Consider the following 23,470-nt stretch of genomic DNA (forward strand, 5'->3'; position numbering starts at 1 on the left):
GCACACTTTGTTATACTCCTCCACAAGCGTTACTACAGGCAAAACGTATGGTTGGTTCACAATCTTCCATACCAAAAGCCTAACTGATATTAGTCAGCCAGGATGTATTGGTTGAGTTTTGCTCTCAGCAATTCCTGACGTCCGGATTGGTTTTTGCGTGGGCTTTCGTTGTTCAGCGCGTACTCTGCAAGGGAAGCCAGTGTTGCTTTACCTGCAACCACATCTGCACCGATACCTTCGCTGAAGCTGCTGTAACGTTTTTCAATGAAGTCATCGAATACACGATCTTCAATCAATTTCGCTGCTACTTTCAGACCTTTAGCATACGTATCCATACCAGCGATGTGTGCCAGGAACAGATCGTCTGCTTCGAAGGAACCACGACGTACTTTGGCGTCGAAGTTCACACCACCACGGCCGATACCGCCATTTTTCAATACTTCGTACATAGTCAATGTAGCATCGTACATATCAACCGGGAACTCATCCGTATCCCAACCGATCAGCATGTCGCCTTGGTTAGCATCGAGGGAACCGAGCATACCGTTTGTGCGGGCAACGCGGATCTCGTGATCGAATGTGTGACCAGCCAATGTAGCGTGGTTTGCTTCCAGGTTCAGTTTGAAGTGTTTGTCCAAACCGTATTTTTGCAGGAAGGCAATGGAAGTTGCTGCATCATAGTCATATTGGTGTTTGGTTGGCTCTTTCGGTTTAGGCTCAATCAGGAATTGTGCATCGAAGCCAATTTCCTTAGCGTAGTCTACTGCCATGTGGAACATGCGGGCAATGTTGTCCTGCTCCAGTTGCATGTCTGTGTTGAGCAACGTGTCATAACCTTCACGACCGCCCCAGAACACATAGTTTTCTGCGCCCAGACGTTTCCCCACTTCCAGACCTTTCTTGATTTGCGCTGCAGCATGAGCGTACACATCTGCGTTGCAAGTGGAAGCTGCACCAAACATGAAGCGTGGGTTGGAGAACATATTGGCTGTATTCCAAAGCAGTTTTTTGCCGCTGGATTTCATGTGGCCTTCAATCAGGTCAACGATCGTATCGATGTTGCTGTAGAACTCACGCAGGCTGTTGCCTTCTGGTGCGATGTCCACATCGTGGAAACAGAAGAACGGGAGATTCATTTTTTCCAAAAATTCAAATGCCGCTTCCACGCGTACTTTCGCGAGGTCCAGACCGGAGTATTTATCCCAAGAACGAACAGCAGTCTCTGCACCAAACGGGTCACTACCGCCCGCTGTTAATGTATGCCAGTAAGCCATGCCGAAACGGAAGTGCTCTTCCATCGATTTGCCGGCTACAACTTCTTCCGGATTATAATGTTTAAAAGCAAATGGATTCGTGGAATCTTTACCTTCGAATGAAATTTTATTAACGGATTCAAAATAGGCCATATAAAATGCCTCCTCAATAGTTTTAAAAGTAATCGTTTACAACGTTATCCTAACACATCGGTTACACTTTGTCTATTGGTTAAACAAAGTAAAAATAAAATTTTTTTTGCACGTTTGTTTACGCTATAATAGTCGAATAGCTTGTTTACGGATTGCGGGTCTGAACCCTTTTATAGAAGAATAGGAGTGCCTTATGGATATGAAAATTACCGGAGACCAGATGCTGGTCAAAAAAATAAACAAGTCGATCGTCCTGGATACGATTCGGCGTCATGCCCCCCTCTCCCGTGCGCGGGTATCCGAGATTACAGGGCTGAATAAAGCAACGGTATCCAATCTGGTTGCCGATCTGATCAATGATGAACTCTTGCAGGAAATTGGCCCTGGGGAATCCAGCGGTGGACGTAAACCTCTGATGTTGCTATTTCGCGGTACATCGGGATATGCCGTAGGTTTGGAGCTCAGCGTAACCCACTTAAAGGGTGTGCTCACCGATCTGGAAGGTCATATCATCACAGAGTACGCCGTGAAGCTGGAACATCATGATGTGTCCTCTGTATTTGAACAGTTGAAACTTGCGGCAGAACATCTGATTCATGCAGCCCCTCCCTCCCCTCACGGGGTAATTGGCATTGGTATCGGGGTGCCGGGTATGGTGGACGAGGAAGGAACGGTGCTGTTTGCACCCAACTTGGGGTGGGAGAAGGTTCCCCTGCGTGCCATGCTGGAAGAAGTATTCGAGTTACCCGTCACGATCGACAATGAAGCGAATGCAGGTGCGCATGGAGAGTTAAATTTTGGTGCAGGCATCGGTGTACGTCATCTGATTTACATTAGTGCAGGCATCGGGATCGGTTCAGGCATTATGGTGGATGGTGAGCTGTACAAAGGAGCCTGGGGATATGCCGGAGAAACAGGCCATATGTCCATAGAAGCAGAGGGCAGACCTTGCTCCTGTGGCAATCGTGGTTGCTGGGAGTTATATGCTTCGGAGAAAGCTTATGAGCATCCGGATCATCAGTTGCTTTTGCCGGCACATACGACACGGGAATTGATTGATTATGCACAGCAAGGCCATGATGATGTATTGAAGCTATACCAAGAAATCGGCCGCAAACTGGGAGTTGGCATCACCAATATCGTCAACAGTTTCAATCCTGAGCGCATCATTATCGGCGGCCCTCTTTCTGAAGCAGGGCCATGGATTGAAACGGCGCTGAAACAAGTGGTGGAGGAGCGTACGTTGCCCTATCACCGCCGCAGTTTGCAGATTGAATGGGCTGCTCTGGGCAGTCGGTCCACACGTGTTGGTGCCGCTTACTCAGCAATTTCCCAATTTCTAGGTAAAATAAGAGTGTCCGTCTAATAACCGATGAAAATTGACATCATTTTGCCCCATTTCCTCCCTTTTTGTTAAAGAAATCCAGAGGTATAATAGGGTTATGTGATTTTTGTCATGGTGGCATGAATGTCGCCGTGTTAATTCCGATGACGAAACGGAGTGAAAATTCGTGACCTACGTGGATACTTCAGATATCTCGGCGCAAATGTTTGTCACCGTACTCCTGTTCCTGATCGTGCTTGCGCCGCTGTTCAGCCTTGGCATACTTCGATTGTTTCAGAGCAAAAAGAAGGCTGGTTTCATGTACATGCTGTCAGGCGTACTGGTGTATGTAGTATTTCAGACCTTTATGAGTATATTTTTTTAGATAAAATATGTTTGATTTTAACGTCAAATCCCCTTTTACATCCACAAAAGAGTTCATGAAACATGTGCTCTGTTGTAGCTGTGAAAGGGGATTTTTCATGTTGCAGATAAAAGAAGCCTCAGTCCTGATTCGGACTAAGGCTTCTCCAATATATATTCAAACGGCTCGCGCGAACCGGAATAGCTGCATGTGACTTGAACTTACCCTATACAGGGTAAATTAAGCGTCCAGCGCTTTGGCGAATTGAGTTTTGTTCATACCCAGAATGCGGTGTTCACCAATAACAGTCAGAGGTACGGCACGTACGCCCATGTCCCATACTTGTTGTGCGAACTCATCGCTTGTCTCGATGTTGCGCTCTTCATAAGAGATGCCTTTGTCAGCCAAGAAGCTTTTTACTGATTTGCAGTTTGGGCAGTTGGTTGATGTGTATACAATTACGTTTTCCATGTTTATTCACCTCATATTGTTATTTTATAGACTAATCTATTGATCAAAACAGCTCTTCCCTTACAGAACTACTGCGCTGTGCTCCAAGCTCTCAATATATTTCTCTGTATCCATCGCAGCCATACATCCACTACCTGCAGCTGTGATCGCTTGTTTGTAACGGGTATCCTGTACATCACCACAAGCGAATACGCCTGGGATATTGGTTTCGGATGTGCCCGGTGTAGTCAAAATATAACCGTGTTCGTCGGTTGTGATTTGTCCGCCCAGGAATCCAGTGTTTGGTGTGTGACCAATTGCAACGAATACACCGCTAGCAGGGATGATTTCTTCTTCACCTGTTTCGTTGTTCAGTACTTTCAATCCAGTTACGCCGTTGTCGCCAGCCAGCACTTCAAGAGGGGTACGGTTCAATGCCATCTCCACTTTCTCGTTGCTGCGTGCACGATCCTGCATGATTTTGGAACCACGCAGTTCTTCACGACGGTGTACCAAAGTTACTTTGGAACCGAAACGGGACAGGAAGCTCGCTTCCTCCAGCGCGGAGTCGCCACCGCCAATAACAATGATTTCTTTGTTGCGGAAGAAGAATCCGTCACATGTCGCACAAGTGCTGACACCACGGCCCACATTCGTTTCTTCTCCAGGAATACCGAGGTATTTAGCAGATGCGCCTGTAGACAGGATCAAGGTTTCGGATACGAGTTCACCCATACCTTCAACCTGAATTTTGAATGGACGCTCGCTCATATCGATGTTGTTTACCCAGCCTGTACGGAATTCTGCACCGAAGCGTTCTGCTTGTTTGCGCATATTGTCCATCAATTCAGGACCCATAATGCCGTCAGGGAAACCTGGGAAGTTCTCTACTTCTGTTGTTGTTGTCAATTGACCACCAGGTTGCGGTCCTTCAATAACGAGTGGGCTCAAGTTGGCACGTGCCAAATAGATTGCTGCTGTCAGCCCTGCAGGGCCTGTTCCAATAATAATTGATTTATACATGTATAGTTCCTCCCCCGGGTTCTGCAAAAAGGTCAGGCTCTCCGGCATCAAAAGCAAATGCTTTTGCATACACTAGAACGAAAGCCTACATCATGTCCACATGAACTGCCCGTTATGACAATTAACCTATGCAGAAACGGAATTCTAATTTATAATCATTCTAATCTGTTGTTCATTATGATCTCTTTTATGTACGGTGTCAATGCTCGGCAGCGATTATGAAGAAGTCTTCATCAGGAGGGAAAATGGAAGCATGAACGATGCACTCATTGGCAGCTTTATCTCAGCCATGTCTACCGGCCTTGGGGCCATACCTATTCTATTTATGCGTAAAGTTACCCACCGTCTGCGTGATATTTTGCTTGCCTATGCAGCAGGGATCATGACCTCTGCCTCGGTGTACAATCTTATTCCGGAAGCGCTCGGGCAATCCAATTTGTTTGTACTTGCCCTTGGTATTATGCTGGGCAGCATGGTCCTGCTTGTGCTGGAGATGAAGATTCCACATGTTGATCTGGAAAATCCCGAGAAGATGCCTTTCAAAATTGAAGCCAAAGCCTTCATGATCATTGCAGCCATCACCATGCATAACCTGCCCGAAGGGTTATCGGTAGGTGTCAGCTACGCAAGCAGTGACGCAGGACTTGGCAATCTGATTGCCTTTTCCATTGGATTGCAGAATGCGCCGGAAGGATTCCTTGTCGCCCTCTTCCTCGTTAATCAGAACATCGGTCGCTTCAAGGCGCTCGGTATCGCCACGCTGACGGGTGCAGTTGAGATTGTGACAGCCATGATTGGTTACACACTCAGTAGTCTGGTCTCCGGTCTGGTCCCTTACGGTCTTGCCTTTGCAGCGGGTGCGATGATGTTCATCGTGTACAAGGAACTGATTCCCGAAAGTCACGGCGACGGCAATGCACGGGCGGCAACGGTTTCCTTTTTGCTCGGACTAATCACGATGATTGGCCTGACTGAACTCTTCTAATAGAAAGAACATAGAACAGCCCTCACATGAACACAAGAATGGACGGCAAAAAAACCTGAAAGGACAGCGGCTCGCTGACTTTCAGGTTCTTTTTTTGTTCACAAATGAAGATTCAATGAAATAGTTTGAACGATCTGTAAAGGGCGTTGGACGATCACAATCCGGATTTGATAAATCGAATCAATTCGGCATTGAATTTTTCCAATTCATCATAGAACGCCCCGTGACCGCTCTCCTCAAAAGCAATCAAATGAGAACCGGCAATGCCTTTGTGCATCTCTTGGGCAAACTCAAACGGACAGATCTCATCCTTCTTCCCGTGTAAAATCGCTGTTGGCACCTGAATTGCACTCAGGTCACCTCGCAAATCCTCATCTCGCAAGGCAATGGCACTGTTAATCGTACTGTAAGACGAAGCCTCCATACCGAGTGCATGGAACCAATCCATAAACGGCTGACTGTGCTGCTTCGCGAAAAACATGCCGCCAAATGTCTCCAGCAGCTTCGGACGATCTGCGAAGATCGGCTCGATAATCTGCTCGGTGAGCTGCGCTGGAGTCAGCCCATACGGATAACCATCACGCTGTGTGAACACCGGTGCCGCCGCAGACAATAGGGCCAGCTTGGATACACCATGTCCCGCATGGCGGGCCATATAATGCACGGCAATCGCTCCACCCATGGAGAAGCCTGCAAGTACCACGTCAGTCAACTCCAGATCATCAATTACAGCACGCACATCGTCCGCCATCCGGTCGTAGTCATAGCCTGTGGACGGTGCGTCCGACTTGCCATAACCTCTGAAATCTATTGCGATGGCACGAATGCCATGATTCGGCAGTACATTTAATTGATATTCAAACATTTTATAATTGACTGGCCAGCCGTGCAAAAAGACAACTGGTGTTCCTTGACCAATATCTTCAACAAATACACTCACATTCGGTTCAACTTGTACGTAACGTCCCATATTTCACAGCTCCCTTTATTGTCATGTCGTTGCAACGGCATATGCCGAACTGCATGGTTATATTTCAATAACAACGCTCCATTTCCTGTTCCGTGCGGAACGTTCCTCTGGAATCGCCTCTTCGAATCATTACCCTCTGACCCAAGGTTCAAACGCCATGCGATTTAGCTGAGTTAGAAGCGATATCCAACATAAACCACTCTCAGCCTTGTTATCGTAGCAATCTCAGCCCATTTAGAATAACCAGGATCGTGCTGCCCTCATGGCCTACTACACCCAATGGTAATGCAACATCTTGTAAGAAGTTGCCCGCGATTAGAACCAGAATTACCGTGATGGCAAAAAACATATTCTGCTTCACCGTCCGCTGTGCCCGGCGCGCCTGCCTGATCACCCAGGCGATCTCTTCAATATTGTCATTCATCAGTACAACATCTGCTACTTCCAGTGCCGTACCGCTGCCCGATACGCCCATGCCCATACCCACCGTTGCCGCTGCAAGTGCAGGTGCATCATTCACACCGTCGCCAACCATTAACACTTGCCCATACTGTTCACGAAGCAGATGCACCTGTTTCACTTTATCTTCAGGCAACAGATCTGCATACACCAAGCCTACACCTGTCTCACGGGCGATCACCGCTGCCGATTCGGAACGATCACCTGTCAGCATGGCTACCTTCACGCCCATAGCTTCCAGCTTTTCCACCGCTGCGGACGCTTGTGGGCGCACGGTGTCCCTCATCGCGATCAGTCCGGCCATCTCCCCGTTCGCTGTTATGGCAGACACGGTTTTGCCTACTCCCTCAAGTTGGGCACGTATGCCATGCCACACAGCCAGATCGTTCATATCAGAAGCACCCAATTTCTCCTCTGTATCATTTGTATTAATTACCTCACTGATATGATGTGTATCCAATTCATCCGTTTTGCCAATTTTCCAGAGAACACCGTTTACTTTCCCCTCAATCCCCCAGCCCGTCAGAGCTTGAACCTGTTCAGCAATCGGGAGTATGATGTCCTCCTTGCTTGCCTGCTCCACAATGGCCCGAGCCAGCGGGTGCATCGAAAGGTTCTCAATCGCGGCTACCGTACCCAACAACTGTGCCCGGTCATATCCGTCTGCCGTTATAATATCGGTCACCTGTGGGGTGCCCATCGTCAATGTCCCTGTTTTATCAAAAGCAACCACCCGGGTCTGGGCCATGTTCTCCACATGAGCGCCGCCCTTGAAGAGAATACCGCGACGCGCACTGCTGGACATAGCTGATAACATGACCGGCATAATCGAAGAAACCAGGGCACAAGGTGAAGCTACAACCAGAAACACCATTGCTTTGTAAAACGCCTCGTTCCATGTCCAACCAAGCAATAACGGTGTTCCCGCAATAACCAGCACCGTTACGGCGACAACAATACGGGCGTATATCCCCTCGAATCGCTCAATAAAGCGTTGGGAATCCGGCACTTCCGTCTGCGCCTCTTCCACCAGTTTAATGATTTTGCCAAACAACGATCCTTCAGCGGATTTGGTCACCTCCACATATAGAGCACCTTCGCCATTCACGGTACCTGCGTATACCTCGTCACCAGCGATTTTGTCTATAGGTAAGGATTCTCCTGTAATCGAGGCCTGATTGATAAAAGAGCTACCCCGGTACACTACACCATCCGCCGGAACCAGTTCGCCTGGTTTGACCAGCAACAGATCCCCCGGCTGCAAATCATCGATGGATACACGATTCATCTTCCCGTCCTCAATACGCAGCGCCGTTTCCGGTTTGAGCGCCAGCAGTGATGAAATATCCTTGTGACTGCGCTCCGTTGCATAGCTTTCCAACGCACCACTTAACGCAAAAATAAAGATTAGCATGGCGCCTTCATTCCAGTAACCGATGGCTGCCGCTCCCAACGATGCTGCAATCATGAGCAGATTTACATCGAGATCACGATCCTTGACCAGTGTCTCTATGCCTTCTTTGGCCTTGGTCCATCCACCTATGGCATACGCAACGATATATAGCAGTACGGATAATGGGTTGGACCACGATGCAGTCGCCCAAGCAATAAGCATCAAAAGTCCACTGCCCAGAGCAGCTTGCATTTCCTTGTTGCGCAGCATAGCCCGAAAGTCTGGTTTGCGCCCTCGTCCCGGACCAGGTGTGTTGGCAGAGCGCTGTTCAGCTTTTGCTTGGGTTTGAATAGGTTGGTGTATCGCTTGCATATGAATCACAATCCTTTCTGATTGTCGGGTTGTGGAGTGCATTTTGCAGCATCCATGTTCCCTGTATTGAAGTCGTATTGAGAATGAGAGCCATTGTTAATGCCCTAAAAATGACACATGCTGCTGCGGGAATCCCGCAGCAGCATGGTTATTGAATGATTTTTGAATCATTTTGAATGAGAATGATAATCATTTTTGTACTTATGCAATTATTTTTACCCAATACAACTTTTGCTTCATTATATGCCTGTGTTCTGCATTTGTAAATGGGTTTTTCACCTTAGCCGATGTAAAATTAAAAAAAGCCACTCGTCCATAAGGACAAGCGGCTCGTGTAAATTTAATTTATTAACGTTATGAATTAAACACTAACACTTGATTGCTGACTAGCCTTAATGGCTTGCTCCAGATCGTAGAGGATATCCTGAATATTCTCTGTACCCACAGATAAACGAATCAGCTCAGGATTAACGCCTGCTGCAGTCTGCTCATCTTCTGTCAGCTGTTGGTGCGTCGTACTTGCCGGATGAATGATCAGTGACTTGGAGTCACCTACGTTGGCAAGGTGAGAGAACAGCTTCACATTCTCAATCAGTTTGCGTCCTGCATCCACTCCGCCTTTGATACCAAAGGTCAGAATGGCTCCCTGGCCTTTCGGCAAATACTTCTGTGCCAGTTCATAGGAAGGGTGACTCGGCAAACCTGCGTAGCTTACCCAGTCCACATCCTCATGTTTCTCCAGATATTGCGCCACAGCCAGTGCGTTGCTGCTATGACGTTCTACACGCAGATGCAGTGTCTCCAGCCCTTGAATGAGCAACCATGAATTGAAAGGTGAGATAGTAGCACCAAAGTCACGCAGCAATTGTACACGAGCTTTGATAATATAAGCAATCGGTCCAACCGCTTCTGTATATACGACACCATGATAGCTGGAATCCGGTTCTGTCAGTCCCGGGAACTTGCCACTCGCTTTCCAGTCGAATTTGCCACTGTCCACAATAACTCCACCAATGGAAGTACCGTGACCGCCAATAAATTTGGTAGCCGAATGAACGACAATATCAGCTCCATGCTCGATTGGACGAAGCAGATATGGACTTGGGAATGTATTGTCTACAATCAAAGGAATGCCATGTTCATGGGCGATGGCTGCCACAGCTTCAATATCCAGTACGTTGCCTTGCGGATTACCGATCGTTTCAGCGTACAATGCTTTTGTCTTCTCCGTAATCGCCGCCCGGAAATTTTCAGGATCACTGGAATCTACAAACTTTACATCTAGGCCAAGTTTCGGTAGTGTGGTTGAGAACAGATTGTACGTTCCTCCATACAGACTCGCTGCGGAAACAATCTCGTCACCCGCACCTGCGATGTTTAAGAGAGAGAACGTAATCGCTGCCTGACCGGAAGCGGTAGCCAGTGCACCCGCGCCTCCCTCAAGTGCAGCAATACGTTGTTCGAACACATCCGTGGTCGGATTCATCAGACGCGTATAGATATTGCCAAACTCTTTCAATCCAAACAGATTGGCTGCATGCTCCGTATCACGGAATCCGTAGGATGTTGTTTGGTACAACGGTACAGCACGTGCATGGGTGGTCGGATCAATCTCCTGGCCGGCATGGATTGCCAATGTTTCAAATGAAAGCTCACGTTCGTTTGACATAAATCTGTTTCCTCCCTTAACTTATACGTTTGGCAAATCCCTAGATGTCATGACATGGTGGCGTATGTTTTCCATATTCTCTCACAAGATGTCGCTTTTGAAAAGAAATATTTCCGATTTTTCCGATGAGAAATGTTAAATATGTATCAGTAAGACTGCTACACCAAAAAAACCTTTGCTCCCGCAAAGGTTTTCCGGATTTTTTTAACCATCACCTGCTGAACTTCTGCCCGACTTTATACCGTCTATACCCGAACGCCACTCCATACCTCACGTAAATGCTTGGCCGCTGGGACAGCTTCTTCCGCCGTTACCCCTTCTAGTGAAATATCGATGTGTGGTTTATAGGTCTTCAATAGTTCAAAAAATAACGGATAATCCAGAATGCCCTCACCCGGCACCGGATTGAACTTTTCACCCTGTGCATTGAAAGCCACATCTTTGGCATGAATGACAATGATGCGCTGATACAGCGTTTCCATCACTTCACGCAGAAATGCAGACTGGTCAGCCACATGCGGTTGTTTGATCAAATTACAAGGATCAAACAGCATGCCCAGATTGGATGAAGGAATTTCTTCAAACAGACGGATCATATGTTCACGTGAATGAAGTGTATGAGTAGATACAGGCTCAATCGCCGCATGAACGCCCCACTTTTCCGCCTCTTCCGCCAGTTCCTCTACCGTCTCCCGCAGCACCGTCCACGCCTTTTCTTCATATCCATCCGGATGAGAGTCGCGATACGTATCTAGGCCCCCGGTCTCCGTTGCCACCATGCTGCAACCGAAATCCCGGGCATAACGCAGATGCTCCTTGAATCGATCAATGTCTGCACGACGGGCCACAGGATCAGGATCAATCGGGTTAATGTAGCAACCCAATACCGCAATCTTGACTCCGCGCTGTGCAAATTGATCTCCGATCTCGTTCGCCAGTCCAGGGCTCAGCTTGCCATTGGCCGAGTCTACATCCGACAAAGCCTTGGCTAATGCCAGCTGTACCGAATTGAATCCGTTATCCGCGATGGTCTGTGCAAGCTGTGCCGTAGGTTGTTTGCCAAACGTATGCGCAAGAATACCAAGTTTCATGTCACTGCCTCCTTTGCAATCGGATCGCTGACAGGGTTAACGAGCCATCCAGCCGCCATCCACATTCAGTACGTGACCATTCAAATAATCCGAAGCCGCCGATGCCAGGAAAACAACCGGACCTTTCAGATCCTCAGGTGTTCCCCAGCGTCCAGCCGGAATCCGTGCTGTGATGTCACGGTACCGATTTTCATCGGCGCGAATCTGAGTTGTATTGTCTGTTTCCATATAGCCTGGTGCAATCCCGTTGATTTGAACACCTTTGCCTGCCCATTCATTCGCGAGTGCTTTCGTTAAACCGGCTACCCCATGTTTACTGGCCGTGTATCCCGGTACGTTAATTCCACCCTGATAAGACAGCATGGAGGCAATGTTAATGATCTTTCCGCTTCCCCGTTCAATCATATGTCTGCCGGCCAACTGGCTCAGGAAAAATACCGTATTCAGGTTAAGACCTATGACATCATGCCAGTCCTGTTGACCGTGATCGGCTGCAGGTGTACGACGAATAATTCCCGCATTATTGACCAGAATATCAATTCTCCCTTGAAAGTCTAATGCCTTTTCAAACACCCCGGTCAATTCGTCCTCACGACTCAAATCAGCTTCAACCACATACGCTTTGCGTCCTAGAGCCTCAATGGCACGCGCTGTTTCCGATGGATTGGAGTAAGACACCAGCACAACATCTGCCCCGGCTTCGGCAAGGCCAATCGCCATTCCTTGCCCAAGACCTCCTGATGTACCAGTGACAAGTGCAACTTGTCCGCTTAAATCAAATGGGTTCATGAATGATTCCTCCGCATGTTATTGGGTTGCAAACCGTGTTCTTCAGCCTCGGCAGTCACGTAACCACTGTGGAACTGAAGGTCAGCTCTGATAATCGACTTCGATGCCATTTTGCCTGTACAGGGCTGCTGTTTCCTCATTCAGCCGACTGTCGCTGATGATGCAGTCCAACTCCGAACAGTGTGCAAAGGTCCGAAGGGCAAATTGTCCGAATTTATAATGATCCACGACGCCATAGACCTGCTGAGATGCAGAGATCATCGATTTTTTAAGTGGCACCAGATCTCCTGTATATATGGAAAGTCCAAATTCCGGATGAAGTGCCGTCGTTGAGATAAACGCTTTGTGAATGTTGAGACCCGAAATGAAGGCCGCCGTGTCGTCTCCCACCAGCATATTGCGGACTCTTGCCCCGCCAGGCACAACAAGTCGCACCTGCTCCTTTTTGGTCAGCTCAGCAATGATGAACAAATCATTGGTAACCACGGTAATGGACTGATTCTCCATACGCTTCGCCATCTCCAACGTAGTGCTTCCGCCGTCCAGCGCAACAATATCTCCTGGCCGGATATAAGCAAGGGCTCGCTCAGCAATCTCCGTTTTTTCCGAATGATGCTTTTCCGTAGCCCCACGACTTGTGAGGATGCCGTACTGGTCGTTCTGAGCCAGCATCGCACCCCCATGGACACGTACGAGCAATCCCATGCCTTCCAGCTTATCGAGATCCTCCCGTACGGTCTTGCCCGTCACCTGCAGCAGTTCACTCAGATCACTGACGGTGACTTCCTGCCGCTCCAGAAGAGCCTCCATAATTTTTTCATGTCTTTTCAATGGATTCATCACAGATCAACTTCCTATACATCTTTATTAAGGTGAATAACAAGTTTAACACGTAACACTTTGGGTACAGAAAACCTTCCGATCGCTCTTATCCCCAGATTTTTTTGAACCCCTTCTTCAAGGGGGAAATCCGGTGATAAAGGCGCACGCTTCGCTTCTTCAGGTCCTTTCTGTCCCCTCCGTTCTCATGTCTTCTTGAGTTCAACTTAAAAAAGATATTTGTAATTTATTATTTCAAGTCCTTCATCGCCACGCCGTCCATATCCTCGAACGTCTGGTTTTCCCCAGCCATTGCCCAGCAGAAGGTATAGCTGCTCGTACCGACACCACTGTGGATAGACCAGCTAGGAGAGATGATGGCCTGACGGTCACGTACAACCAGATGCCGTGTTTCGTTTGGCTCGCCCATCATATGGAACACGACGCCATCTTCCGGCAGGTTGAAATACAAGTATACTTCGGAACGGCGGTTGTGGGTATGTGCAGGCATGGTATTCCACATGTTGCCCTTGTCGAGTTCCGTAATACCCATTACCAGCTGACAGCTCTGAATTCCGCCTTCTCCCTGGTGGATATAGCGATAAATCGTCCGTTCATTCGAGCTTTCGATGCTACCGAGATGGTTCGGCTGAGCCTGCTCCTGAGTTGCCTTTTGCGTAGGATAAGTATGGTGTGCTGGTGTAGATACAAAATAAAACTGAGCCGGCTGGTCGTTGCCGCTGTTCTTGAATACAACCTCTTTTACACCTCTACCGATATAAAGGCACTCTTTGGCACCAATCTCGTATCCTTGACCGTCGGCTGTCACGGTTCCATGGCCTCCCACATTAATGATACCGATTTCACGACGCTCCAGGAAAAAGTTCGTTCCGATATCCTTCAGATTCACTTCAAGTGCAATATCCTTGCTTTGAGGTACAGCCGTTCCTACAATATAACGATCCACATGAGAGTAAACGGTCACCAATTCATCTGTTGCAAACAATTGCTCCATCAGAAATTCCTCGCGAAGACGGGATGTATCATAGTTTTTCACTTCATTTGGGTGTGCAGCATAACGGTTTTGCATCATTAATCCATTCCTTTCGTTAGTCAGATAATGTTCATATAAGTTCATTTTAGTTTATTTTGTATCTTTTGTGTACCTTTTTTTATAAAAAAAAGGCTAACCAGTATTTATTGGTTAACCTCATAATACGAACAGCATCCTATACTTCGATATTTTTACAATCTATTGCATTAACTTAATAGAAGAACCTTTCCCTCGATGCTCGATTCAGCGGTTGCAATGGCCTGTTTCACATTTGCAAGCTCATATGTTGCCCCAATGTTTGCCATCAATAGTCGGCCTTCCCGAACTAACTCAATCACTTCATTGAATACCTGTTCCCATCGTTCTTGCGAACATCGCTCTACCCAATGCTTTAGCCAAAAGAGTTTAACGTTAACTTGCGTTCCGCGGGTCATCTCATGCCATAACGGTGAGATACCCGAGAGCAGTCCGACGCTTATTACCGTGCCATGCGGCCTTAAACAACTCACGAGCTGCTCTCCATCTGCCCCTCCGATGCAGTCGACAGCCGCATTAGCGCCACGCCCCTCCGTTAATTCTGCAACTCTCTCCTGTAGCAACTCTTCCATCGTATTCACAACAGAAACTGCCCCAAGGCGATATAACTCAGCAGTATGGCGATCATTTCTTGTGAGCGCAATCATACGAAATCCCAGAATCTTCGATAATTGTGCGAAGATTCGCCCAATTGCGGAACCACCGGCATTGACAATCAAGGTATCGCCGTACGTTAGATGAAGTATATCCGTACAAATCAGCCAAGCTGTTATCGGGTTAATGTAGATCTGACTTGCCGATTGATCATTAATATCATCAGGCACTATGATCGCATTTCGATCCAAAGTTCTCACCATCTCTTGCCACGTGTTCTCGCCTTTCAGCGGCAGGACGCGCCGACCCAACATTTGATTGGATACTCCCGGCCCTACTGCCTCCACTACACCCACTCCCTCGAACCCCGGAACAGCTGGCAGAAGGGTCCGATGCGGATATGCACCTCGAACAGGAATGACATCTGAGGGATTAATAGGCCGAGCGCACATCCTCACCGCTAATTCACCAGGGCCAGGGGGTACTAACTCCTTCTCTTCTATGCACATCACTTCGTTCGGCTCGCCGAAACGATAATAACGTATAACCTTAGCCTTCATTATTGCATCTCCTAAAAAAAATTTTCTTAGATAAAAATATAAATATAGTATGTAATAAAATAGACAATAAACAACGTTGTTTATCCAAATACAGGCATTGAGTCTTAAAAGGGAAATCCTTTTCAGTAGAATTAATAGCCACCCTAACACAACTTCAAAAGGAGATCTCTCAAGAAAAAGATTACCCCATTTACGAACTTAGTGTACATGTTATTACTGAAAAAGAAGTGAAGTAAGTTTTGCAAATGATCGTATATCACAATACAATTGAGTACTTTGTAAAAATATATCACTAGTGTCCCCAATGTTGCGATAGATCAAAGAACCCGACGGGAAAATCCCCGCCAGGCTCTGGTTAACTTGCGATGTATTATAAGGAGTAAATGAGCGCCTCATAAGGACGCAAACGAAGGGTGCCTTCTCTAACCTCATCCGAGGTTGAGCGATCCAGATTGCCAATGACCAAGCGGGCATTCATGGCTCGATCTGCGAAAGAAGCAGGCAGACGATAGGACTGCTCCCGGTCCGAATGATTGAGCATGACAAGCCATGTCTCTCCATCTAGACTGCGGCTATATGCATATACATGTTCTTCCCCGGCCGATTGGTCACGATAATCTCCATAGACCATAACCGCGTGCGTTTTACGCAGGGCAATCAGCTGCTGGTAATATGCAAATATGGAGTCCTGCGCGGCCAAATCCCGCTCCACATTAATCTCTTCATAGTTGGGATTCACCTGCATCCACGGCTGCCCTTCGGTAAACCCGGCATGCTTGCTGCTGTCCCACTGCATTGGTGTGCGGGAATTATCCCGGCTCAGCGGCTGAAGACTGTGGAGGACTTCATCTGGCGCACGGCCTTTACCGATTTCTTCCTTATATTTGTTCTTCATTGCAATATCGTGATATTCATCAATGGAAGAGAACCGGACACCCGTCATGCCGATCTCCTCTCCCTGGAATACATACGGTGTTCCCGGAAGGGTATGAATCATGGTCGCCAGTTGTTTGGCCGATTCCACACGGTATTGTCCATCATTGCCATACCTTGAAACCTGTCGGGTGTGATCGTGATTGTTCAGGAACTGGGAGTTCCAACCTTCATGGCGGAACGCTTCATACCAGCTCTCCTGAATTTCCTTGTACCGTGCCAGATCCCATGTAGGCATGTCATCCGCCACCTGGAAATGGAATAACGTATGCAGCTCTTTCCGATTGTCGCCCACATACAGAAGGCCATCCTCAGGTGTGACAAACGGAATTTCTCCTACGGTCATGATGTCATAATGCTGGAGAACCTCCCGATTCATTTCCTGCAAATATTCATGAATGCCCGGATTATTGCCCAGATAATCAATGTTCTCCGGGTGCTCCGCATCCGGGAAACCTTCCAGCTTGGCGAGCAGATTAATAACATCCATGCGGAAGCCATCAATGCCCTGATCCAGCCAGAAACGCATCATCCGATAAATCTCCTCACGCAGCTCGGGATTTTCCCAATTCAGATCAGGCTGCTCCTTGGCAAAGGAGTGGAAATAATACTCTCCCGTCCGCTCGTCATATGTCCAGGTCGACGGTTCAAAATAGGAGCGCCAGTTGTTCGGCGGGCCATCCGGCTTCCCCGGCTTCCATATATACCAGTCGCGTTTCGGATTATCGACAGATGAACGTGATTCTTCAAACCATGCATGCTGCTCTGATGTATGATTGACCACCAGATCCATAATGAGCTTCATGCCCAGTTCATGGACCTTGTCCAGCAATTGCTTGAACTGCTCCATCGTTCCGGCTTTCGCCATGATGCGATAATAATCCGCTATGTCATATCCGTTATCTTTATCCGGCGATTCATAGATGGGATTAAGCCAGATGACATCAATACCCAGACTTTTGATATAGTCCAGCTTGAGCATCAATCCTTCCAAATCCCCGATGCCGTCTCCATTCGCATCCAGGAAGCTCCGCCAGTAGACCTGATATACAACGGCTTCTTTCCACCATGCCCGGTTCATGCTGCATCTCCCCTTTTGTGCTTAATGGCTGTGCTCCCGCAACGTACGCTCCAGGAATGACAGCGTGAGCTGTGTCGTATCTTTCAGCACCACGTTCGCTCCGGAACCTTTAAGTACAGCTTCTTCACCAATACCCACGGCGATCATGCCTGCGGATTTGATGGCCTCAATACCTGCCTGCGCATCCTCGATGCCGATGCAGGCTTTAACGTCAGCACCTACTTCTTCTGCTCCACGCAGGAACAGATCTGGTGCAGGTTTGCCGTGCGGTACGGAATCTGGATGTACCACATAGCGGAACAGCGAGTCCAACTCCAGCGCCTTCAGAATTTGAGGGGCATTTTTGCTGGCCGAGGCGATAACCGCAGGAATGCCGGAAGCTTGCAGCTCAAGCAGCAATTCCCGAATTCCAGGGTAGGTGTGCTCGGGTGTCAGCGAGTCCAGCAACGAAACATAATGTTCGTTTTTACGCTGTGCGAATTCTTCCTTTTCCTCAGCCGAAAACGTATCTTCCTTGCCACCCAGACGTAAAATGCGCGCCAGCGACTCCCCACGGCTAATGCCCTTTAACTGCTCGTTGAACTCCCGATCAAACGGAATATCCAGCGATTCCCCCAGCTTTTTCCACGCTACATAATGGTACTCCGCCGTGTCAGTAATGACACCATCCAAATCAAAAATAACGGCTTGAAGTGCTCCGTTCCCTTTCATTACCCGTTCCTCCCCATGTTATTGCTCTAGTTGCCATTCAATTCGTTTCTCGTTGCTTTCCCGTCTCTCGCCCTTCCAGTCCAGAACGACCGTCCAGCCCGATGCATTGGAAATGCTCGCATACCGTTTGCCCTCACGGGATTCAAAATGAATATCGAACTCTGCATCGCCTACCATCAGATGCTCCAGACTGCATGTTTTGTTTTCCCATGCCTGCGGCATATTAGGTGATAAGGTTACACGGCGATGCTGTGCTTCCGGTTGAACGCCGAAGAAATGTCGTACGACTGGTACAGCCAGTGCATAGATGGTCCACGCCTGCACTACACAGCCGTAGTCAGGGGACATCTCCGAGAAAGAACCTGGCACTACACGTGAGAAGCTTTTCCCCATCCGGCGCAGTAAATCCAGTGCGTGATCCGGATGCCCGTACGCCGCTTCTGCAATCGCATGTGCTCCAGTAGAGATTGTCATCGTGCCCTGTTGATACATGGCAGCAAGATACGTACCGTATTCACCAATGAAATCGCGGTTTCGCATTGCTTCCAGAGCACGCTGTGCTTTGTCCTGATCGGCAATTCCTGCTTCCATCGGAGTGACAATGACCCAGTTTTTGTTCAGCAGCCAACCGCGGTCTTTCTGATTTTCACCTGCATCGGCCAGCAATCCTTCCACGTACTCCCGGTAGTCTGTGATCCCTTGCTTTTCAGCGAGAGAAACCATGTAATCCACCTTGGGCACAATATCGGAAATAGGTGCAACGGCATCCGCATAGAGGCTGTCTTTTTCAGACCAATACACATCATTCACCGCACGTACCGCTTGTTCGGCCAGTTTTTGATATGTCTGGTGCCGCTTCGTTTCACCCAAATAGAGACTCATGTGCTCCAGCGCCTGAAGAGCCTTGGCTGTATATACGGCACTATCAATCAGTTCCATATTCAATCCGGCAATCTCGATGATGCCATAACCGGAAGGGAACAGGTCTCCGTCCGGATCCATCTCACCCAGCAGCCAGTCGATTCCCTGAACACAGTAGTCATAATGCTCCCGCAGAAGTGCATCGTCTCCGGTCCACAGGAACATTTCCCATACAAAGGCGATATAGTGTGCCGTCTCCTGCGTGTTGCCGCGATTAGACACGGCTCCTATCGTGGTCACTTCATGCACAAAACGTCCATTGCCGTTCGCTTCCTTGGATTTCTCCAGCAATAAACTCAACGTATCCCGCACCAGTTGATGATCTCCCGTAGCAAGCACACCCTGAAGCGCATACGTACTGTCACAGCCGAACCACCACGGATATGTGGGTCCACCTGCCGTCAATCCGCGACCGATTCCGTCTACTTGCTGCACCAGCCACTGATTATTGCGCTTCACCCAGGCAAATTGCTCGTTCAGCTCATCCTCGCCTTCAATGGTCAACACTGCGCGCTGATCCAACTTGTCGTAGAGTTGCTGCTTCTGCTCTTTCAAGCTGACGTAGTCACGTTCGATGACTGCATAAGTCTGCTCACAGGCTTCACGGGACGACTCCGAACCGGCAACAAATAACCGGAAGCGGAATACATCCTTCTCCTCCAGCGTGCATTCGGTTACAAAAGAAATGCCTGTGCCCTTGCCTGCCGTCAGTTCTGGTCCGTAAATCTCAGGACCAACTGTCATTTCCGTTCCAGGCAGGTCACTTCCAATCACGGCATACCAGTCTTGGGCATCATCTTTGACGATGACTTTGCGCGAAGAAATGGCTTCTGCTGTTTCACCCGCTCCTGGGATAATTCCGATCTCATCGGAATACCACACTGGACGGAGATCGGTACGCGACAGCAGCTCCAGCTTGAGCCGGGTTGTTCCTTTGCCGTAAGCGCTGATCTCATATTCAGCGACCATGCCTTTTTCATAATCGGGGGCAAACTGGCTGCGTTCAATGGATACCGGAATGTGGCTCAATCCGTGATCATAATCGAACCGGCTTCCGCCCCAGGATTCACTTGTGAATCCGTCTGCCCTTGCCCATACCGCAATATTACGATCCAGATCAGTTACCTTCAGCCAGAAGCCGTCCAGCAGCTTGATCGGATGCAGCCATACACCGCCCATTTCGTTAGCCATATGATGCCCAAAGTCGGGAAAGTATCCGTCCTGGGTACCGCAAATCTTTACATATTCACCTGCGTTATAATACAAATTAAAAGGATGTCTGCTTGTTAATGTGGCCATGATAATCCTCCTCTGCGGTTTGGCTCACCGCTCATCTCTTCTATTCATACGGACGATTAGCCCTTGATTGCAGAAGAGATGGAAATGCCTTCAATAAAGTATTTTTGTGCAACAAAGAATACAAGGAGTGGCGGAAGCATAATCAGCATCGTTGCAGCCATTAGCATGTTCCATTCCACGTTATACAACCCTTTGAACATGGACAATCCGAGAGCCAGCGTATACTTCTCACTGGAGTTCAGATAAATGAGTGGTCCCTGGAAGTCATTCCATACGCCCATAAAGGTAAAGATCGATACGGCAATCAGTGGCGGCATGGAAAGTGGCAGCATGATTTTAGTGAAAATCTGCATTTTATTTGCTCCATCTACAAAAGCAGACTCATCGAGATCACGCGGAATGCCGCGCATGAACTGGCGAATCAGGAAGATGTTAAACGCTCCCCCCCCGAAGAATGCAGGGATAATGAGTGGTAAAAATGTATCAACCCAGCCGATTTCCTTGAACATGATGAACATCGGGATCATCGTTACCTGCGAAGGCAGCATCATCGTCGCCAGTAGCACCAGGAACAGCGTGCGTTTGCCGCGGAAGTTAAACCGGGCGAAACCATACGCACATAGGGCAGACGAGAATACGGTACCGACTAATACCGGAATCAGAATAATCAGCGTATTTTTCAAAAATGTAAAAAACGGGATGGCCAAGACGGCATTTTTATAGTTAGACCACATCCATACAGCCGGGAAAAAATCATCTTTGAACACCTCGGCAGGTGTTTTAAGAGACGTTGCAAACGTCCATAACAGCGGGATCAGCACGACGGCTGCACCAGCAATAAGCATGAGCATAGAGAATAGTTTCGAGTAGACCGGTTTCCGTGTCGTTGCTTGATTCATCATTTGTCCTCCTCTCAATCCTTTTCGTTATCGCCCTGGTAATAGACCCACATCGAAGAACTGCGGATGACCAGCAACGTAAACGCCAGAATGATGATGAACAATACCCAGGACAATGCCGAAGCATAACCCATTTCAAAATCGGTAAAAGCTTTATTGTACAGATACAAGTTATAGAACAAGGTCGAGTTAAGTGGTCCCCCGTTGGTCATAACAAATGCTTGTGTAAAATACTGGAATCCGCCGATGATACCCATAATAACGTTGAAGAACACCGTTGGGGAAATCATAGGTAATGTGATGTTGAAAAACCGTTGAAACGGTCCCGCTCCATCCAGATTGGCAGCTTCATACAGCTCTTCGGGAACTCCCTGCAAGCCGGACAAATAAATGATGATCGTGTTGCCGACGCCCCACAAACCCATGACAATCAGTGCGCCCAGCGCATAGCTCGGATCTTGAAGCCAAGCTGGCCCCTGTACGCCGAAGAAGGCAAGCGCCCGGTTCAGAATGCCGTATTCCGGATTGAAAATCATAATCCACATCATCGATGCCGCTACAGCCGGAATGACGGATGGCATGAAATAGATCAAGCGGAAAAATTTCATGCCTCTGTTCCGCATGTTTAGCAGCAAGGCGATAAGTAGTGATGCCACTTGATACAGCGGTACGGATACCAGAGCGAAAATAAAGGTAACTTTCAACGATTGATAGAAAAGCTCATCATGAAACATCGTTTTGAAGTTATCCAGACCGACCCATTCAATCGATTGTACGCCGGTAATAATATCCCATTTGCTAAAAGCCAGCAGCAGGGAGAATAACATTGGACCAATGGTAAAGAGCAACAAGCCTATAAGCCAGGGCAATATGAACCAATACCCGGCACGCTCGGATTTAGAATTACGCATAGCAGCCTCCTTGATGAAGAGGGTGAATCAGCATGGCCGCCGACTCACCCGCATGGTTTTTACTTGATTTTGCTGTCAACGTTCTTCGCAGCTTCATCCAGAGCGCCTTTGACATCCTGTTTGCCAAGCAGCACTTTTTCCAGCGCCTTGGTGAATTCTTCAACAAACACAGGACCGTTTGTAGAACGCATGGTTACCGGTTTTTTAGCATAATCCATCATTTCGATGACTGGTTTGTCTGCTACTTCTTTGGCTTTGACTTCATCTAGTTCTTTCACAGTCGCTGGTAATACTTTACCGTTCGCAGAGCGAAGTTTCTGTGCATCTGTACCCGAGAGCCACTTCACCAGTTCGTAAGCCGCTTCTTTATTTTTACCTGCTGCGTTGATAGCCCAACCCGCACTTGCGATGATGCTTGAACGAGTACCGTCCGTATTTTGTGGAATAAGTGCAGAACCATATTGAACATCGGATTTGTCGAGATCACCTTTGATCCAACGACCTGTAATCATCATGGCGAGCTTGTCTGTCATGAACATCGATGAATCTCCGCCAAGCGTCTCGGAATCCAGTGGCGTCGGGGATACACGGCTATCTCCTTGAGACCAGGAAACATATTGATCCATTGCCGCTATCGTTTTTTCACTGTTCATGTAACCTTCTGCAGCTGTTCCATCCTCATTCGCGATGTCTGTACCGTAATCCCACAGGTACGTATAGATTGGATATTCCCATTTGCCGGCGTTGAATCCGAATTGAGTATATTTTTTGCCATCTTTTTTAGTCAGTTTCTGTGCAGTTGCAATCATGTCATCCCATGTCCATTCATCTGTTGGATAAGGGATTCCCGCTTCATCAAACATGCGTTTGTTGTACCACAGAGCAAGTGGGTTGAAATCTTTAGGCAAGTAGTATTGTTTGCCTTCGATTTTCATATTTTCAATGAGATCCTTTTGGAAAATATCCAGATTAAACGCAGTGTCTTTGCTCAAATAATCGTCGAGTGGCTCAATTACACCTTTATCAACGTATTTGTAGTAGTCGCCTTCACCAACCAGGAATACGTCTGGTGCCTGACCTGCTGCCAGAGATGTAGTGAGTTTTGTTCCATAACCTTCACTTGGAATAGGCTCAAACTTCACTTCGATATCCGGGTGTGCAGCATTGAACTCTTCCGCAAGCTTCACTTCATCCGCACCGGAGTTGACATCTCCCCATACGGAGAAGGTGAGTTTTACTTTTTCTCCTTTTCCGCCTTCCGCGCTATTACTTCCACCTGAAGAACACGCGGATAACACTAATACCAAAATCAGCATCATGACCAAACTTGCGGACCCTTTTTTCATTTGAATGACCT

At 48.0% G+C, this 23,470-nt stretch carries 20 protein-coding genes; 3 read left to right on the forward strand and 17 right to left on the reverse strand.

The genetic code is table 11. The annotated features are described in order from the left end of the window. Positions 1–89: 89 nt before the first annotated feature. The gene (xylA, locus tag ACDJ58_RS25605; protein ID WP_063566575.1) at positions 90–1,406 is read right to left on the reverse strand and encodes a xylose isomerase; all 1,317 of its coding nucleotides are present in this window, start codon (positions 1,404–1,406) and stop codon (positions 90–92) included. 199 nt (positions 1,407–1,605) lie between these two features. Here xylA and ACDJ58_RS25610 point away from each other — a divergent pair, with 199 nt between their 5' ends. Both ACDJ58_RS25610 and ACDJ58_RS25615 read left to right on the forward strand, forming a co-directional pair. Further along, on the forward strand, positions 1,606–2,772 hold the full coding sequence (locus tag ACDJ58_RS25610; RefSeq protein WP_413379831.1) for an ROK family protein: 1,167 nt from the start codon (positions 1,606–1,608) through the stop codon (positions 2,770–2,772). Positions 2,773–2,917: 145 nt separating this feature from the next. Then, positions 2,918–3,115, forward strand: a complete 198-nt coding sequence (locus ACDJ58_RS25615) for a hypothetical protein (RefSeq protein WP_053779005.1) — start codon at positions 2,918–2,920, stop codon at positions 3,113–3,115. 219 nt (positions 3,116–3,334) lie between these two features. Here the strand turns inward: ACDJ58_RS25615 and ACDJ58_RS25620 are convergent, their stop codons facing one another. Both ACDJ58_RS25620 and trxB read right to left on the reverse strand, forming a co-directional pair. Next, complete coding sequence (locus ACDJ58_RS25620; RefSeq protein WP_024631391.1) at positions 3,335–3,565, reverse strand: glutaredoxin family protein; 231 nt, start codon at positions 3,563–3,565, stop codon at positions 3,335–3,337. 60 nt (positions 3,566–3,625) lie between these two features. Next, positions 3,626–4,567, reverse strand: coding sequence for a thioredoxin-disulfide reductase (gene trxB / locus ACDJ58_RS25625; protein ID WP_064640605.1), 942 nt, complete (start codon positions 4,565–4,567; stop codon positions 3,626–3,628). Positions 4,568–4,820: 253 nt separating this feature from the next. Between trxB and ACDJ58_RS25630 the strand changes: the two genes are divergently transcribed. After that, entirely contained in the window at positions 4,821–5,552 is a 732-nt protein-coding gene (locus ACDJ58_RS25630; protein WP_053779008.1) for a ZIP family metal transporter, read from the forward strand. Positions 5,553–5,706: 154 nt separating this feature from the next. Here ACDJ58_RS25630 and ACDJ58_RS25635 read toward each other — a convergent pair whose 3' ends face one another. From ACDJ58_RS25635 to ACDJ58_RS25700, 14 genes are all read right to left on the reverse strand, one after another. Continuing rightward, complete coding sequence (locus ACDJ58_RS25635; protein WP_413373641.1) at positions 5,707–6,522, reverse strand: alpha/beta fold hydrolase; 816 nt, start codon at positions 6,520–6,522, stop codon at positions 5,707–5,709. A 211-nt stretch (positions 6,523–6,733) separates the two neighbouring features. Beyond that, the gene (locus ACDJ58_RS25640; RefSeq protein ID WP_413373643.1) at positions 6,734–8,746 is read right to left on the reverse strand and encodes a heavy metal translocating P-type ATPase; all 2,013 of its coding nucleotides are present in this window, start codon (positions 8,744–8,746) and stop codon (positions 6,734–6,736) included. 361 nt (positions 8,747–9,107) lie between these two features. Further along, on the reverse strand, positions 9,108–10,415 hold the full coding sequence (locus ACDJ58_RS25645) for a homocysteine synthase (protein WP_053779010.1): 1,308 nt from the start codon (positions 10,413–10,415) through the stop codon (positions 9,108–9,110). Positions 10,416–10,660: 245 nt separating this feature from the next. Beyond that, a complete protein-coding gene (locus ACDJ58_RS25650; protein WP_053779011.1) occupies positions 10,661–11,506 on the reverse strand; it encodes a sugar phosphate isomerase/epimerase family protein in 846 nt (281 codons plus the stop codon). Positions 11,507–11,542: 36 nt separating this feature from the next. Continuing rightward, complete coding sequence (gene kduD, locus ACDJ58_RS25655) at positions 11,543–12,295, reverse strand: 2-dehydro-3-deoxy-D-gluconate 5-dehydrogenase KduD (protein WP_413373645.1); 753 nt, start codon at positions 12,293–12,295, stop codon at positions 11,543–11,545. Positions 12,296–12,376: 81 nt separating this feature from the next. Continuing rightward, on the reverse strand, positions 12,377–13,135 hold the full coding sequence (locus ACDJ58_RS25660; protein WP_413373646.1) for a DeoR/GlpR family DNA-binding transcription regulator: 759 nt from the start codon (positions 13,133–13,135) through the stop codon (positions 12,377–12,379). A gap of 229 nt (positions 13,136–13,364) precedes the next feature. Continuing rightward, complete coding sequence (kduI, locus tag ACDJ58_RS25665) at positions 13,365–14,204, reverse strand: 5-dehydro-4-deoxy-D-glucuronate isomerase (RefSeq protein WP_413379833.1); 840 nt, start codon at positions 14,202–14,204, stop codon at positions 13,365–13,367. A 170-nt stretch (positions 14,205–14,374) separates the two neighbouring features. Then, a complete protein-coding gene (locus ACDJ58_RS25670) occupies positions 14,375–15,358 on the reverse strand; it encodes a zinc-dependent alcohol dehydrogenase family protein (protein ID WP_413373648.1) in 984 nt (327 codons plus the stop codon). Between the two features lie 370 nt (positions 15,359–15,728). Then, complete coding sequence (locus ACDJ58_RS25675; protein WP_413373649.1) at positions 15,729–17,372, reverse strand: glycoside hydrolase family 13 protein; 1,644 nt, start codon at positions 17,370–17,372, stop codon at positions 15,729–15,731. 21 nt (positions 17,373–17,393) lie between these two features. Continuing rightward, positions 17,394–18,083: a beta-phosphoglucomutase gene (gene pgmB / locus ACDJ58_RS25680; protein ID WP_413373651.1), complete on the reverse strand. Its 690-nt coding sequence runs from the start codon at positions 18,081–18,083 to the stop codon at positions 17,394–17,396. Positions 18,084–18,101: 18 nt separating this feature from the next. Continuing rightward, positions 18,102–20,303, reverse strand: coding sequence for a glycogen debranching protein (locus ACDJ58_RS25685; RefSeq protein ID WP_413373652.1), 2,202 nt, complete (start codon positions 20,301–20,303; stop codon positions 18,102–18,104). A gap of 56 nt (positions 20,304–20,359) precedes the next feature. Next, positions 20,360–21,202 (reverse strand): carbohydrate ABC transporter permease, encoded by an 843-nt coding sequence (locus ACDJ58_RS25690; RefSeq protein WP_063566566.1) that lies wholly within the window; start codon positions 21,200–21,202, stop codon positions 20,360–20,362. Positions 21,203–21,216: 14 nt separating this feature from the next. Continuing rightward, positions 21,217–22,113 (reverse strand): carbohydrate ABC transporter permease, encoded by an 897-nt coding sequence (locus tag ACDJ58_RS25695; protein WP_053780124.1) that lies wholly within the window; start codon positions 22,111–22,113, stop codon positions 21,217–21,219. 59 nt (positions 22,114–22,172) lie between these two features. Beyond that, positions 22,173–23,459: an extracellular solute-binding protein gene (locus ACDJ58_RS25700; protein WP_413373654.1), complete on the reverse strand. Its 1,287-nt coding sequence runs from the start codon at positions 23,457–23,459 to the stop codon at positions 22,173–22,175. Between the last annotated feature and the right edge of the window lie 11 nt (positions 23,460–23,470).

The sequence above is a fragment of the Paenibacillus taichungensis genome, from assembly GCF_047302525.1.
GTDB classification, from domain to species: Bacteria; Bacillota; Bacilli; order Paenibacillales; family Paenibacillaceae; genus Paenibacillus; species Paenibacillus taichungensis_B.

Bases quoted from the DNA above. Each gene is read 5' to 3' on its own strand.
- ACDJ58_RS25690 (WP_063566566.1), bottom strand. From the start codon at position 21,202: ATGAATCAAGCAACGACACGGAAACCGGTCTACTCGAAACTATTCTCT.
- ACDJ58_RS25675 (WP_413373649.1), bottom strand. From the start codon at position 17,372: ATGAACCGGGCATGGTGGAAAGAAGCCGTTGTATATCAGGTCTACTGG.
- ACDJ58_RS25650 (WP_053779011.1), bottom strand. From the start codon at position 11,506: ATGAAACTTGGTATTCTTGCGCATACGTTTGGCAAACAACCTACGGCA.
- ACDJ58_RS25620 (WP_024631391.1), bottom strand. From the start codon at position 3,565: ATGGAAAACGTAATTGTATACACATCAACCAACTGCCCAAACTGCAAA.
- ACDJ58_RS25640 (WP_413373643.1), bottom strand. From the start codon at position 8,746: ATGCAAGCGATACACCAACCTATTCAAACCCAAGCAAAAGCTGAACAG.
- ACDJ58_RS25645 (WP_053779010.1), bottom strand. From the start codon at position 10,415: ATGTCAAACGAACGTGAGCTTTCATTTGAAACATTGGCAATCCATGCC.
- ACDJ58_RS25685 (WP_413373652.1), bottom strand. From the start codon at position 20,303: ATGGCCACATTAACAAGCAGACATCCTTTTAATTTGTATTATAACGCA.
- ACDJ58_RS25660 (WP_413373646.1), bottom strand. From the start codon at position 13,135: ATGAATCCATTGAAAAGACATGAAAAAATTATGGAGGCTCTTCTGGAG.
- xylA (WP_063566575.1), bottom strand. From the start codon at position 1,406: ATGGCCTATTTTGAATCCGTTAATAAAATTTCATTCGAAGGTAAAGAT.
- ACDJ58_RS25610 (WP_413379831.1), top strand. From the start codon at position 1,606: ATGAAAATTACCGGAGACCAGATGCTGGTCAAAAAAATAAACAAGTCG.
- ACDJ58_RS25695 (WP_053780124.1), bottom strand. From the start codon at position 22,113: ATGCGTAATTCTAAATCCGAGCGTGCCGGGTATTGGTTCATATTGCCC.
- ACDJ58_RS25635 (WP_413373641.1), bottom strand. From the start codon at position 6,522: ATGGGACGTTACGTACAAGTTGAACCGAATGTGAGTGTATTTGTTGAA.
- ACDJ58_RS25670 (WP_413373648.1), bottom strand. From the start codon at position 15,358: ATGAAGGCTAAGGTTATACGTTATTATCGTTTCGGCGAGCCGAACGAA.
- kduI (WP_413379833.1), bottom strand. From the start codon at position 14,204: ATGCAAAACCGTTATGCTGCACACCCAAATGAAGTGAAAAACTATGAT.
- ACDJ58_RS25700 (WP_413373654.1), bottom strand. From the start codon at position 23,459: ATGAAAAAAGGGTCCGCAAGTTTGGTCATGATGCTGATTTTGGTATTA.
- ACDJ58_RS25630 (WP_053779008.1), top strand. From the start codon at position 4,821: ATGAACGATGCACTCATTGGCAGCTTTATCTCAGCCATGTCTACCGGC.
- trxB (WP_064640605.1), bottom strand. From the start codon at position 4,567: ATGTATAAATCAATTATTATTGGAACAGGCCCTGCAGGGCTGACAGCA.
- kduD (WP_413373645.1), bottom strand. From the start codon at position 12,295: ATGAACCCATTTGATTTAAGCGGACAAGTTGCACTTGTCACTGGTACA.
- pgmB (WP_413373651.1), bottom strand. From the start codon at position 18,083: ATGAAAGGGAACGGAGCACTTCAAGCCGTTATTTTTGATTTGGATGGT.